At 72.6% G+C, this 12,967-nt stretch carries 11 protein-coding genes, 1 pseudogene and 1 riboswitch; of the genes and pseudogenes, 9 read left to right on the plus strand and 3 right to left on the minus strand.

All coding sequences use genetic code 11. The features are described from left to right. Positions 1-26: 26 nt before the first annotated feature. Positions 27-1,457: a hypothetical protein gene (locus ACFXAZ_RS26235; RefSeq protein WP_384596004.1), complete on the plus strand. Its 1,431-nt coding sequence runs from the start codon at positions 27-29 to the stop codon at positions 1,455-1,457. Between the two features lie 12 nt (positions 1,458-1,469). On the opposite strand, the gene ACFXAZ_RS26240 is transcribed toward ACFXAZ_RS26235, so the two are convergent. Beyond that, a complete protein-coding gene (locus ACFXAZ_RS26240; protein ID WP_384596007.1) occupies positions 1,470-1,985 on the minus strand; it encodes a DUF4430 domain-containing protein in 516 nt (171 codons plus the stop codon). A gap of 125 nt (positions 1,986-2,110) precedes the next feature. Further along, positions 2,111-2,251, minus strand: a riboswitch (cobalamin riboswitch). 165 nt (positions 2,252-2,416) lie between these two features. On the opposite strand from ACFXAZ_RS26240, the gene ACFXAZ_RS26245 reads away from it, so the two are divergent. Continuing rightward, positions 2,417-2,686, plus strand: a complete 270-nt coding sequence (locus ACFXAZ_RS26245) for a hypothetical protein (RefSeq protein ID WP_384596010.1) — start codon at positions 2,417-2,419, stop codon at positions 2,684-2,686. A gap of 75 nt (positions 2,687-2,761) precedes the next feature. Here ACFXAZ_RS26245 and ACFXAZ_RS26250 read toward each other — a convergent pair whose 3' ends face one another. After that, the gene (locus ACFXAZ_RS26250; RefSeq protein ID WP_384596013.1) at positions 2,762-3,838 is read right to left on the minus strand and encodes a Ku protein; all 1,077 of its coding nucleotides are present in this window, start codon (positions 3,836-3,838) and stop codon (positions 2,762-2,764) included. A gap of 55 nt (positions 3,839-3,893) precedes the next feature. On the opposite strand from ACFXAZ_RS26250, the gene ligD reads away from it, so the two are divergent. Next, a complete protein-coding gene (gene ligD / locus ACFXAZ_RS26255; protein ID WP_384596016.1) occupies positions 3,894-4,772 on the plus strand; it encodes a non-homologous end-joining DNA ligase in 879 nt (292 codons plus the stop codon). 200 nt (positions 4,773-4,972) lie between these two features. Here the strand turns inward: ligD and ACFXAZ_RS26260 are convergent, their stop codons facing one another. Further along, entirely contained in the window at positions 4,973-5,773 is an 801-nt protein-coding gene (locus ACFXAZ_RS26260; RefSeq protein ID WP_384596019.1) for a nuclease-related domain-containing protein, read from the minus strand. A 176-nt stretch (positions 5,774-5,949) separates the two neighbouring features. On the opposite strand from ACFXAZ_RS26260, the gene ACFXAZ_RS26265 reads away from it, so the two are divergent. The 6 genes and pseudogenes from ACFXAZ_RS26265 to ACFXAZ_RS26290 all read left to right on the plus strand — a co-directional run bounded on the left by ACFXAZ_RS26265 (position 5,950) and on the right by ACFXAZ_RS26290 (position 12,946). After that, positions 5,950-6,381, plus strand: coding sequence for a dual specificity protein phosphatase family protein (locus ACFXAZ_RS26265; protein WP_384596087.1), 432 nt, complete (start codon positions 5,950-5,952; stop codon positions 6,379-6,381). Positions 6,382-6,597: 216 nt separating this feature from the next. Then, complete coding sequence (locus tag ACFXAZ_RS26270) at positions 6,598-7,332, plus strand: hypothetical protein (protein WP_384596022.1); 735 nt, start codon at positions 6,598-6,600, stop codon at positions 7,330-7,332. Between the two features lie 59 nt (positions 7,333-7,391). Continuing rightward, positions 7,392-8,636 carry an ATP-binding protein gene (locus ACFXAZ_RS26275; RefSeq protein WP_384596090.1) on the plus strand — a complete coding sequence of 415 codons (1,245 nt, stop codon included), beginning with the start codon at positions 7,392-7,394 and terminating at the stop codon, positions 8,634-8,636. 78 nt (positions 8,637-8,714) lie between these two features. Continuing rightward, complete coding sequence (locus ACFXAZ_RS26280) at positions 8,715-9,146, plus strand: SH3 domain-containing protein (protein ID WP_384596025.1); 432 nt, start codon at positions 8,715-8,717, stop codon at positions 9,144-9,146. Positions 9,147-9,278: 132 nt separating this feature from the next. Beyond that, positions 9,279-10,628: pseudogene (locus ACFXAZ_RS26285) on the plus strand (FtsW/RodA/SpoVE family cell cycle protein); the annotation flags it as partial. An 860-nt stretch (positions 10,629-11,488) separates the two neighbouring features. Then, positions 11,489-12,946, plus strand: a complete 1,458-nt coding sequence (locus ACFXAZ_RS26290) for a penicillin-binding transpeptidase domain-containing protein (RefSeq protein WP_384596028.1) — start codon at positions 11,489-11,491, stop codon at positions 12,944-12,946. Positions 12,947-12,967 lie beyond the last annotated feature (21 nt).

The raw sequence follows: 12,967 nt of genomic DNA on the forward strand, positions 1-12,967 counted from the left end.
GCGTCCTCCTTTCCCAGGAGCAGGCCATGTCCCTCACCCTTCCCGGAACCCGGAACCTCGCCGTGCGGCGTGGTCTCCTCACCTCGGTCGCGGCGCTCGGCGCGTTCGCGCTGAGCACCCTGCCCGCGGCGGCGACCGCGACCCCGGCGCAGATCGCGACCTCCAAGACCAACGGTGTCGCCTATCTCAAGACCCTCCAGGCGGCGGACGGTTCGTTCGCCGGGTCGGGGCTGTCCAACGAGTGGGCGTTCAGCGCGTTCGCGGCGGCCGGGACGGCGGCCGTGGACGTGACACCGGGCGCAGACGCCACCAAGAACGCCAGAACGGTCTACCGCGCCCTCCTCTCCACCAGCACCTGGCCGTCCGCCACCCCGGTCGTCACCGACTACGAGCGCGCGACCCTCAACGCCTACGCGGCGGGCATCGACCCGGCGAGGGTCTCCGCGTCCCGCAACCTGATCGCGGACATCTACCGCTACTGGCAGACGGCGGAGCCGGGTTACTTCGGCCCGTCGGCCAACTTCAACGGCACGGTGTTCGCGGCGCTGGCCCTGAACGGCGCGAAGACCCAGTCCGGCCAGGTCCGCGTCCCCCAGTCCCTCCGCGACTCCCTGATCACCCGTATCCGGGCCAACCAGCACAATGACGGCGGCTGGAACTACGGCAAGGCCGAGGGCAACCCGACCCAGCTCGCGGCGGCCGGCGACATCGACATGACCGGCGCGGCGATGGCGGCGCTGTGCGTGTCCGGCGTCCCGAACACGGACCCGGACATCACGCAGGCCAAGGCGTTCCTGAAGAGCAAGCTGGTGGCGAACAGCGGTGCCTTCAACGCCATGTTCGGGGCGAACACCGACTCCAACGGCTGGGCGGTGTCGGGCCTGAACGCCTGCGGCATCAACCCGCAGACCGGTGACTTCCTGACCTCCCTGGGCCGGACACCGGTGGACTTCCTCATCGCCCAGCAGTTCAACCCGGGCGGCGGCTTCAAGTACCTGCCGACCGACACCGCCCCCGCCGCCTACGCGTCGATCGACGGCCTGCGCGCGGTGGCGGGCGGCGGCTTCACCTCTCCCCCGCCGGTCCCGGTGACGTCCGGCGCCCCGCAGTGGGTGGGCCAGAGCACGTTCACCTCCGGTACGGCGACGAGTCTGCCCCTGACGGTGGACGACGGCGCCGGGGGCCTGAAGGTCTGCTCGGTGCCGGTGACCCCCACGGGAGGTACGACCACGCTGGGCGCGGTGCTGGACGCGGCGATCACCGGGGCCACCCCGTCAGGCTGCGTGACCGCCCTCACCCCGGCCTCCGGCACCGGCACGATCACCGCCCTGAACGGCAAGGCCAACAGCGGCACGAACACCTGGAAGGTGAGCGTCGACGGCGCCCCCTTCACCGCCGCCACCCGCCAGAGCACGGTGAACGTGGGTGACACGATCGCCGTGCGCTGGGGAGCGTGAAAGGCCAGAGGCTCAGAACGCCGTCCAGGTGAACGCCACCTGATCCCCGGCGTTCAGCTTGAACTGGCAGCCACCGACGGGGGTGGGGACACCGTTGACGGAGATGTTCCAGTAGGCGACCCCGCCCCCGCTGACGTTCTTGATGGTGTCGACGGAGTAGTCGTCGAACGACGCGTACCAGGTGCCGTCCCAGGTGAAGTGACGCTTGCGGGCGGCATCGTCGAGAGCGGCGGTGGGCGTCGGGACGGCGGTGGGATTGACCCCGCCGTTGGTCCCGTCGCATCTGTGGGTACCACCGCTCACGGTGGTCACGTCGTGCCCCTTGGTCCTCACCTTCCCGTTGAACAGCACCCCGTCCGGCCCCTGCACGGTGAGGGTGACCTTGATCGGGGCGTTCGTGTTCACGGCCGGGGCGGTGGTCCTGGCCGACGCTCCGGTGTCGGCATGGGCGACGGCCGGGCCGGAAACGAGGGCGAGCCCAAGGACGGCAGCGGCGGCGAGAGTACGAGAGACGGCTGTGCGCGGCATGACCGGGCCTTTCGGTGCGGTACGGCGGTCCACGCCCGTCACCGAAGAACGCACCCACGCCACCGGTTCACCGGAACCGGGCGGGACGGCCCTCTCGGCTTCGCGCTGTAGACCATGACAGGGAAGCGGTACGCACGGCACACGCCGGGTTCCCCGACTCACGGCCCCAAGGACCGCACACGGTTGCAGGTCAGCGCCGGATTCCCACCGGCTTTCCCCAGTCGCGCACCTGTTCAGTTGTGACAAGCCTTTGGATTCTAGGGCGTGTTGGCGTCCCTCGCCCCGGACTCGGCCATCATGTCCAGCACCTTCGGCTCGGCCCACCCGGTCCCGCCGCGTGAGCGACCTTTCTCGGTCATCTGCGCCGAGCCGGTCCCTACACCGGCTGCTACCGTGTCATGTCTCTGACCCAATCGAGGGGGCGGGTACTCATGACCAGGCCATGGGAAGCCGATCCGGCCACGACGTTCAAGCGGCGACTGGGGAAGTCTCCGCAGGAATTGGGGATCACGACCGACAATCCCGATTGCCCCGACATCTGGGAGCTGGCGAACGGGGACATCGCCGTCGTGGGCCGGGACCTCACGGAATCCCTGGGCGAGAAGCTGCCGCCAGGGGTCTCGGTGGGGACGGACGAACGGCTCGTGGTCATTCCGAGGAACATGCTCATCGCGGCGAAGCCGGATATCCCGAGCGCTTGATCACTATCCCGAGCGCTTGATCGCTGCTCGATGACGAGATGAGGGCGGGGCGCGCCCCGCGCTCTCTGGAGCACCTCACGCGCTGCGTTTGCGGGCCGTGGTCTTCTTGGTCGGGGTCGGCTTCGTCGTGGGTTTCTTGGTGGTGGATTTCGCCGTCGGCTTCTTGGCCGTGGACTTCGCGGTGGTGGGCTTCGCGGTCTTCTTCGCTGTGGACGCGGTCTTCTTCGCGGCCGTTTTCCCGGTCGCGGGCGTTTTTGCCGTCGTGGACGTCGACTTCTTCGCGCCCGTCTCCTTGGGGGCCGCGCGGGGTGTCCTGCGGGCGGGCAGGGTGCGGACCTCGGCCTCCTCGCCGGGCCGTGGTTCCTCGCCGCGGGATTCCTTCGCCGCGCGGACGCTGCTCTCCAGGGCCGCCATGAGGTCCAGGACCTTGCCGCCGGAGGCGGGCTCGGGGAGGGAAGGGGGGGCCTCGCCGGCCACCTTCGCGGCGATGACCTCCTCCACGGCCTCGCGGTACTCGTCGTGCAGATCGTCCAGGTCGACCTCGCCGAGGGTGGCCATCAGGGCGTCCGCCAGGTCCAGTTCCTTGTCGCGGACCGTGACGGAGGCGTCGGGGGCCACGCCCTCGGGGGCGCGTACCTCGTCGGGCCAGAGCAGGCCGTGCATGGCGATGACGTCGTCCAGCACCCGGAGCATCCCCAGGCGCTCCCGGCCACGCAGCGCGAACTTGGCGATGGCGACCTTGTTGCTGCGCTTGAGCGCCTCGCGGAGCAGGGTGTACGGCTTGGCCGCGGGGGTGCCGCTCGCGGCCAGGTAGTAGGCGGTGCCCATCTGGAGCGGGTCGATCCGGTCGGCCGGCACGAACGCGACGATCTCGATCGTCTTCGCCGTGGGGATGGGCAGCTGCGCCAGGTCCTCGTCCGTGATGGGGATGACCGTGCCGTCCGCGTCCTCGTAACCCTTGCCGATCTCGGCCTGGCTGACCTCGCGGTCCTCCAGGTCGCAGAACTTGCGGTAGCGGATCCGGCCGCCGTCCTCCACATGGATCTGGCGGAAGGAGATGGAGTGGCTCTCGGTCGCGTTCACCAGCTTGATCGGGATGCTGACCAGGCCGAAGGAGATGGCTCCGTTCCATATGGATCGCACGATCAGCACCTTTCGAGGCCCGTAAAATAGGCGAATATGGTTGATTTCGTGTGATTCTCATCGTATGACGCCTATCACCGAGGTGGCGGGGCGGCGGCTCGCGCTGAGCAATCTGGAGAAGGTGCTCTATCCGGCGACCGGGTTCACCAAGGGCGAGCTGCTGCACTACTACGCGACCATCGCCGACGTACTGCTGCCGCATCTGCGCGACCGGCCGGTGTCCTTCCTGCGGTATCCCGACGGGCCCGGCGGTCAGGTGTTCTTCACCAAGAATGTGCCGCCGGGTACGCCCGAGTGGGTCACCACCGCCGAGGTGCCGCGCGCCGAGGGGCCGGCCCGGATGGTCGTCGTCCAGGATCTGCCGTCGCTGATCTGGGCGGCCAATCTGGTCACCGAGTTCCATACGCCCCAGTGGGTCGTCCAGGCCCCGGACGTCGCCGACCGGCTTGTCCTCGATCTCGATCCGGGGGCGCCCGCGACCGTCGTGGAGTGCTGCGAGGTGGCGCTGTGGCTGCGGGAGCGGTTGGGGGTGGATGGGATCGAGGCGTATGCGAAGACCTCGGGGGCCAAGGGGCTGCATCTGCTCGCCGCCGTGCGGGGGGCCGGGTCCGGGGAGGTGTCGGAGTACGCGAAAGGGCTCGCCCTGGAGGCGGAGCGGGCCCTGCCCCGGCTGGTCGTGCATCGGATGACGCGGAGCCTGCGGGGCGGGAAGGTGTTCGTCGACTGGAGTCAGAACGCCGCGCGGAAGACGACCGCCACGCCGTACACCCTGCGGGCGCGGGGGGAGGAGATGGTGTCCGCGCCGGTCACGTGGGGGGAGGTGGAGGGGTGTGGGGTGGCGGCGGAGTTGGAGTTTCGGGCGGGGGATGTGGTGGATCGGGTTCGGGGGTTCGGGGATCTGATGGCGGGGCTCTGGGGGGCTGGTGGATCGGGTTTGCCGTGAGGGGGTGGGGGCAGCGGTTGTCGGCGGGGTGCGGGTGGTGTGTGGGTGCTCGCGCAGTTCCCCCGCCCCTGATGGCGTTGCGGTGATCGGAGGTTCCAGCGGGCCCCACTGCCCTGCAGCGACGCCCGGTCCCTCGGCCCAGGGGCGCGGGGAACTGCGCGACCAGCCACCTCCCAGCCGCAGACGAAGGGCCGCCCCCCTCACACCCGCCCCCAGGCCCTCCGGTCGCGGGCCATCGCGTGGAGGGCCTCCACGTCCGCCGGTTTGAGGACTCCGCCCTGGCGGGACAGGTCACCCAGGGTCACGTCCGTCAGCACACGGACGCCTCGCGGGAGGGCGAGGACGTCCAGCCGGGACGCGCCCACCACCGCCAGTACGGCGTGCACCTCGGCCGTGAGGGCGTAGGACGCGCGGTCGGCGTCCGCGCGGGCCCGGCGCAGCAGGGGCCGGGGCTCGCGCCGCCCCAGCATCACCATCGCGTCGGCGACCCGCACCCGCTGCTTACGGGCGTACAGGGTATGGACGGCGAACAGTCCCGCCGGGCCGATCGCGAGGTGGTGGACCCGGTCGCCGCCGGGCAGCGGCACCGAGTGCAGGGTGTGCCAGCCCGCGCCGTCGAGCCCGTCCAGCGCCTCCCCCACCGTCTGCTCCGCCTCCAGGGCGCGGCGGCGCGGGTCGGCGCGCAGCCGGGGCGGGGCCGGGTCCCGGTCCAGGGCGATGAGCAGGGCCTCGCCGGGGCGGTTGGGGGCGAGGTCGTCGTCGGGGTGGAGGGCGAGCCGGGCCAGGTCGAGCGGGGTCGGCACCGGGGGCGGGCCGACCGCGACCGTGCCGGTCAGGAAGGGACCGAGGGCCGCCAGGACATCGTCCTCATGGTCCCCGCTCAGCAGATGGACCCGGGCCGCCTCCCTGTCGTACCAGGCGACGTGCCGGCCGTCCGGGAGACAGACGTAGAGCCGCTCCTGGCCATGGCGCCGGCTCGGTACGACGCGCAGTCCTCTCATGCATCATCACCCCCCGACCCATGGGAACAGGCGGGGTGCTCCAGGGGCAAGAACCCGGCTACCTTTGAGAGGAGTTGGGTCGACTTGGTGGGGAGGCTCCTGTGCAGAGCCGGGGGAAGGAACGGGACGTACCCGCACCCGAGAACCCGTGGGACGAGATCCTGCCCGGCCTGTGGATGGGCGGGCACGAGTTCCAGGGGCGTTCGGGGCAGCGGCGGTCCGTCGTGGCCCGAGGTGAGTTCGATCTCGTACAGACACTGCTGCGACAACCGGGGCACGGGCCCGATCCCGGGGTCGAGCACCAGGTGTGGCCCATACCGGACGGGCCGCTGGACGGCACCCAGCTCGCGGGGGTGATCCGGCTGGCGCAGGCCACGGGCGACGCGCTGGACGCGGGGCGTACGGTCCTGGTGCGCTGCTTCCACGGCTACAACCGCTCGGGGCTGGTGGTGGCGCAGGCCCTGATGCACCGGGGGCACTCCGCGGACCAGGCGATCCGGCTGATCCGCGCCCGCCGCTCACCCTGGGCGCTGCACAACGATCTGTTCGTGGAGTATCTGCGGACGGGGCTGACGACCGTACGGCTGCTGGAGGAACTGACCGAGTAGCCAAGTGGCCAAGTGGCCGGGTAGCTGAGTGGCCGGGTAGCCGAGTGGTCGGGGTGCGGGGCGTCGTCCCGCCCGGGCGGTGCGCAAAAAGGGACTTCCCTGCGAATAGGGTGTACCGGGCATCGAACGCTGCCCCGGTCCCCCACCCCGCCCGTCTCCCCCGCCCGTCACACCCGCCCCCGCCCCCCGCCCCCACCCCCGTCGCCCAGGAGTGCCGTGCCCCCGAGCCGTCCGGCGCGTGCCGCCCGTCGTGGCGTCCGGCCCGCCGTCGCCGCCCTCGCCCTGCTGCTGGCGGCGACCGCCTGTGGTGACGCGGGTGAGCTGCGGGCCGCGGGCGCCGCGCCGACCGCCAGCAGTCCCGAGCGGCTGTGGCCGGAGCTGACCCCGGCCACCGCCCCGGCGTTCCCGCTGGACGAGGCCGACCGCGAGGTCGTGCGGGGCGTCGTCCCGCCCGGCGACGATCTGCGCGAGGTCGACCCGGCGGCGCTGATCCGCGCGGAAATCGCCGCCCACCCGGAGGACTACACGGCCACCGGGGCGCCGTACGGGGAGACCGCCGCCCGGATGCCGGACTGCGCGACGGACGCCGACCGGGCCCAGTGCCCCGTGCTCACGCCCTACTACCGCGATCTGACCGGCGACGGGCGACCGGAGCTGACCCTCGGCTTCCGGCTGCTGCCCGGTGCGCTGACCGCCGTGCGGATCTACACCGTCGAGGATCACCAGGTGGTGCGGGTGATGTCCTGGGACGACGCCTTCAGCTCGGCGGAGCTGGCCGAGCGGGCGCTGATCATGCGGCTGCCGTCGGACGTGCCCGGCTACGACTACCGCTTGCAGTGGACCTGGGACGCCGAGCAGCGGGCGATGCTCCTCACCCACGACGAGATGGTCCGTACGGGGGTCAGCCCCACGCCCGCCAGAAGCGCCACCCCGACTGCGAGCCCCCGGTGATCCGGCTCCCCCAGTGGGCCGGCACCCTCGGGGCGAAGGCGGCGCTGTTCATCACGGTCATGTCCTGCGCGCTGGCCGCGCTGCTCGGCATCCTCGTGCATGTCTCGGTCACCAACCAGACCGTCGGCCAGGCCCGCGAACTGGCGCTGACCCGGCTGGCCGACTCGACCCGGACGTACGAGGCCGGCGGCACCCCGCTGCCGGGTGCGGCGATCGACCCGGCGGGGCTGCCGGAGCCGCTGCGGGCGCTGGCCGCGTCCGGCCGGCGCGGCACGATGGTCGCCGACCACCGGGGGCAGCCCACGATGTGGGCGGCGGGGCCTGCGCAGGGCGGACGGGCGCTCGCCGTGCGGGTCGACTACGCGCAGCAGGCCCGCACGATCGACGCCCTGGACCAGGCGATCGTCTGGTCCTCGGCGCTGGCCATCGGGGCGACGCTGCTGGTCGGGGCGTTCGCGGTGACCCGGGTGACCCGGCGGCTGCACACGACCGCGCGGGTGGCCCGGCGGATCAGCGCGGGCGATCTGGACGCCCGGGTCAACGACCCCCGGACCAAGGACCCGGCCCGGCCGCAGGACGAGGTGGCCGTGGTCGCCGCCGCGCTGGACTCCATGGCGGGCTCGCTCCAGGGCAAGCTGCTGAGCGAGCAGCGCTTCACCGCCGATGTGGCGCACGAACTGCGCACCCCGTTGACCGGGCTGCACGCGGCGGCCGAGCTGCTGCCTCCCGGGCGTCCGACCGAACTGGTGCGCGACCGGGTGCAGGCGCTGCGCACGCTCACCGAGGACCTGCTGGAGATCTCCCGGCTGGACGCCGGGCGCGAGCGGCTCGATCTGACCACGGAGGCGCTGGGCACCGTGGCCGGGCGGGTGGCGCGGGCGGCGGGCGACGGCGCGCGGGTCGAGGTGGTGCGGGACGCGTACGTGGAGACCGACCGGCGGCGCCTGGAGCGGGTGCTGGGCAATCTGGTCGCCAACGCGCACCGGCACGCGCGTCCGCCCGTGGTGCTGACGGTCGACGGCCCGGTGGTGACCGTACGGGACCACGGGGACGGGTATCCGGGGTACCTGGTCGCGCACGGGCCGCAGCGGTTCCGTACCGAGGGCGGGGCGACCGGGCACGGGCTCGGGCTGACCATCGCGCTGGGGCAGTCCGAGGTGCTGGGGGCGCGGCTGGAGTTCGCGAACGCGCCGGACGGCGGCGCGGTGGCCCGGCTGACCCTGCCTCAGAGCCCGCCCCAGAGCCCGCCTCAGAGCCCGCCTCGGAGCCCGCCGGACCGGCGGTGCCCCGATGGGGGAACGTGACGGGCGCCCTGGGGGCACCCCTCCTAGGGTGGGCATATGTGGCGATTTGTCACATGCATCCGCCCGTGGAGGTCACCCATGTCCCTGCGCTCTTCCCTCACCCGCCTCGCCATAGCCACCGCCGCCGGCGCGCTCGTCGCCGGCACCTTCGCCGCGGTACCGGCCTCCGCCGACGAGTGGAGCGGGAGCGGCGACAGCGCCGGCCGCTCCGACGAGGGCCGTGACAGCCTGGCCCGCGACGAAGGCCGCTACGAGGACGGCCGACACGACACGCGGGGGCACTACCGGGGCCGGGTCACGGCCGACCGGCTGCTGCTGCGCACCGCGCCCAACCGGGGCAGCCGGGTGATCCGTTCGGTGCACCGCGGGCAGATCGTCTCCATCTACTGCAAGACCACCGGTGAGCGGATCGACGGCAACCGACTGTGGTATCTGCTGACGGACGGGACCTGGGCGTGGGGCTCGGCCCGGTACATCGACAACATCGGGGCGGCGCCGAGGTGGTGCTAGGGCGGGCCCGCCGGGGGACAGGTTCTGGGTGGCCCCGGACGGGCTCCGGGTGGTCGTGGCGCGCGCCACGAACCCTGACACCCGGAACGCCAATAAAGCACCCATCCAACGCCAATTAGGTAAGTTCCGGACATGAGCAAGGCCGGAACCCTCTCCACGGCGGAGCCCTCCGTGCCCGCCGTGCGCCTTCCCCGGCGCCGGGGTGTCGAGCTGGCGCTGATCGTCGTCGCCGTACTGCTGTCGGTGTACGGCTACTGCGCGGTCGGCCTGGCCCGGACCGGTTCCGTGCCGCCCGGCGCCGCGGGATACGGCGCCGGGCTGGGCGCGCTGGCGCTGGTGGCGCACCTCGCGGTGCGGCGCCGGGCGCCGTACGCCGATCCCCTCCCGTTGCCGATCGGCGTGCTGCTCAACGGGCTCGGCCTGGTCCTCATCTACCGGCTGGACCTCGACACCCCGGGCGACCGCACCGCCCCCGCCCAACTGGTGTGGTCGACGCTCGGCGTGGCGTTCTTCATCGTCGTCGTGGTCGCCCTGCGCGATCACCGGGTCCTCCAGCGGTACGCGTACGTCTGTGTCGCCGCCGCTCTCGCTCTGCTGATCCTGCCGATCCTCTTCCCCGCCGTGAACGGGGCCCGGATCTGGATCCGGATCGCCGGGTTCTCCCTCCAGCCCGGTGAGTTCGCCAAGGTGCTCCTCGCCGTCTTCTTCGCGGCCTACCTCGCCGCGAACCGCGCCGCGCTGGCCTACTCCGGGCGGCAGATCTGGCGGTTCGAGCGGCTCCAGTTGCCGACCGGGCGGGTGCTCGGGCCGATCCTCGCGATCTGGCTGGTGAGCGTGGGCGTACTGATCCTGGAGCGGGACCTCGGGACCTCGCTGCTGTTCTTCGGGCTGTTCGTCGTCATGCTGTACGTCGCCACCGGGCGCACCGGCTGGATCGCGGTGGGGCTGGTGCTGGCCGCGCTCGGGGCGGTGGCCGTCGGACGTCTTGAGCCGCATGTCGCCGCCCGGATCCAGGACTGGCTGCACCCTTTCGCGTCCATCGAGGCCGGTCAGGGCCCCAACCAGCTCGCCCAGTCGCTGTTCGCGTTCGCGGCGGGCGGGATGCTCGGCACCGGGCTCGGGCTCGGGCACTCCCCGCTCATCGGGTTCGCCGTCAAGTCCGACTTCATCCTGGCCACCGCCGGTGAGGAACTGGGACTGGCCGGGCTCAGCGCGGTCTTCCTGCTGTACGGGCTGCTGGTGGAGCGGGGCTTCCGGGCCGGGCTGGCGCTGCGCGACCCCTTCGGGCGGCTGCTCGCGGTCGGGCTGTCGTCGCTGATCGCACTCCAGGTGTTCGTCATCGCGGGCGGAGTGACGGGGCTGATCCCGCTGACCGGCATGGCGATGCCGTTCCTGGCCCAGGGCGGCTCGTCGGTGGTCACCAACTGGGCGATCGTGGCCCTGCTGATCCGCCTCAGCGACTCGGCCCGCCGACCGGGCGACGGTGGAAGTTACGCGGCGGATGGAACGAGTGACCTGGCCGGCCGGCCGAGCGGCCAGGACGGCCTGCCGAGCGGCCCGGGCAGTGAGGCGAGCGCCCCCGGCAGTGGGCCCAACACCCCGGATCACCGCCCGCGCGCGGAAGGAAGCACGCCCGGCAGCAGCCCGCGAGCCCGGGACAGTAGGGCAAGCGCCCCCGGCAGTAGGCCAGGTGACCCGGGAGGTCGGGCAAGCGCCCCGAATCACCGCCCCCGCGCCACGCAGAGCACCCCCGACAGCAGACCGAGCAGCCCGGTCTCTGGTCCGAACGTCCCGGATGGCCGGCCCAGCACACCGGACCACCGCCCCCAGGCCGGGAAAAGCGCCCCTGATGGCAGGCCGAGCGCCGAGGACAGCGGGGCAAGCGGCCCGGGCAGTGGGGCAAGCGCCTCGGATCGCCCCCGCGCCGGGAAAGGCGCCCCCGACAACAGGCCGAGCCCCCCGGACAGCAGGGCAAGCACCCCAGCCGATGACCCGAGCGCCCTGGACAGTAGGCCCAACACCCCGCACCACCACGCCCGCGAGAAAAGCAGCGCCCCCGGCGGCAAAGAAGGCGGCCCTGGCCCCCGGCCGGGCGACCCGCCCCACCCGCACGCCGAGCCGGGCGCCCCGCCCCACCCGGACCCCGGACCGAGCGCCCCGCCCCGCTCAGAGCCCGCGCCAAGCGCCCCGCCCCGCTCAGACCCCGCACCAAACAACCCACCCCACCCAAACCCCACGCCAAACAACCCACCCCACCCAAACCCCACGCCAAACAACCCACCCCACCCAGCCCCCGCGCCAAACGCCCCGCAAGCCCGCCCCCATACCGGACCGGCCGCCGGATGACCCGGCACGTACGGCACGCCGCCGTCTTCTGCGCTCTGTTGCTGGTCGCCCTGCTGGTCAACGCCACCCGTGTCCAGGTGTTCGAGTCCCGCTCCTACGACGACAACCCGGCCAACCGCCGCGAGGTCATCGCCCGTTACGGCCAGCCGCGGGGCGACATCCGGGTCGGTGGCCGGTCCGTCACCGGGTCGGTGGACACCCGGGAGCAGCTCCGCTACGAACGGACCTACGCCCACGGCCCGCTGTACGCCCCCATCACCGGCTTCGCCTCCCAGGAGTACGGCACCACCCTGCTGGAGCACGCCGAGGACCCGCTGCTCTCCGGCACCGACCCGATGCTGTCGCCGTTCCCCCTGTGGAACGACCTCGCCCGCAGCCAGAGCCCCGGCGGTGACGTCGTCACCACGATCAACGAGGCCGCGCAACGAGCCGCGTACCAGGGGCTGGGCGCCCGCAAAGGCGCCGTCGCGGCGGTGGAGCCCGCCACCGGGCGCATCCTGGCGCTGGTGTCGACCCCGTCGTACGACCCCGCCGTGCTGTCCGGCAACGGGCCGGACGTGACACGGGCGTGGGAGCGGCTGAACGGCGACCGGGAGAAGCCGATGCTCAACCGGGCGGTACGGCAGACCTATCCACCCGGGTCGACGTTCAAGGTGGTCACCGCGGCGGCGGCGCTGGACGCGGGCGTGATCGAGGACCTGGACGCGCCGACCGACTCCCCCGCCCCCTACACCCTGCCCGGCACCACCACGACCCTGGACAACGAGTCGAAGGGCTGTGCGGACGCCTCGCTGCGGGAGGCGTTCCAGTGGTCGTGCAACACGGTGTTCGCGAAGCTCGGCGTCGACACGGGCGTGCGCGACATGACGGCCACGGCCCAGGCGTTCGGGTTCAACGACACCGGCGTGAAGATCCCGTTCCCGGCCGCCCAGAGCACCTTCGACACCACCGTGGACCGGGCGCAGCTCGCGCTGTCCTCCATCGGGCAGTACAACACCCGCGCCACCCCGCTCCAGATGGCGATGGTGTCGGCGGCGGTCGCCAACAACGGTCAGCTGCGCACCCCGTACCTGGTGGAGCGCACGACCACGAAGGACGGCGACACCCTCCGCACGGCGGGCCCGCGCCCGGCGCGCCAGGCCATGCACCCGATGACCTCCGTGCGCATGCGCGAACTGATGCGGGACGTGGTCGAGGAGGGCACCGGCACCAACGCCGCGATCCGGGGCGCGATCGTCGGCGGCAAGACCGGCACCGCCCAGCACGGCGTGGACAACACCGGCACCCCGTACGCCTGGTTCGTCTCCTGGGCGCAGCGCGAGGGCGAGTACGAGCCGAAGGTGGCCGTCGCGGTGGTGGTCGAGGACGCGGCGGCCGACCGGGGCCACATCAGCGGCAACGGGGTGGCGGCGCCGATCGCGCGCGCGGTGATGAAGGCGGTGCTCGGGCGCTGACCCGGGGTACCGGAGGCGGGC

It is taken from the genome of Streptomyces sp. NPDC059477 (assembly GCF_042749375.1).
Lineage (GTDB): Bacteria > Actinomycetota > Actinomycetes > Streptomycetales > Streptomycetaceae > Streptomyces.

Coding starts and splice junctions, on each gene's coding strand:
- ACFXAZ_RS26240 (WP_384596007.1), bottom strand. CDS start 1,985: ATGCCGCGCACAGCCGTCTCTCGTACTCTCGCCGCCGCTGCCGTCCTT.
- ACFXAZ_RS26280 (WP_384596025.1), top strand. CDS start 8,715: ATGTCCCTGCGCTCTTCCCTCACCCGCCTCGCCATAGCCACCGCCGCC.
- ACFXAZ_RS26245 (WP_384596010.1), top strand. CDS start 2,417: ATGACCAGGCCATGGGAAGCCGATCCGGCCACGACGTTCAAGCGGCGA.
- ACFXAZ_RS26290 (WP_384596028.1), top strand. CDS start 11,489: ATGACCCGGCACGTACGGCACGCCGCCGTCTTCTGCGCTCTGTTGCTG.
- ACFXAZ_RS26265 (WP_384596087.1), top strand. CDS start 5,950: ATGGGCGGGCACGAGTTCCAGGGGCGTTCGGGGCAGCGGCGGTCCGTC.
- ACFXAZ_RS26235 (WP_384596004.1), top strand. CDS start 27: ATGTCCCTCACCCTTCCCGGAACCCGGAACCTCGCCGTGCGGCGTGGT.
- ACFXAZ_RS26275 (WP_384596090.1), top strand. CDS start 7,392: ATGTCCTGCGCGCTGGCCGCGCTGCTCGGCATCCTCGTGCATGTCTCG.
- ligD (WP_384596016.1), top strand. CDS start 3,894: ATGACGCCTATCACCGAGGTGGCGGGGCGGCGGCTCGCGCTGAGCAAT.
- ACFXAZ_RS26260 (WP_384596019.1), bottom strand. CDS start 5,773: ATGAGAGGACTGCGCGTCGTACCGAGCCGGCGCCATGGCCAGGAGCGG.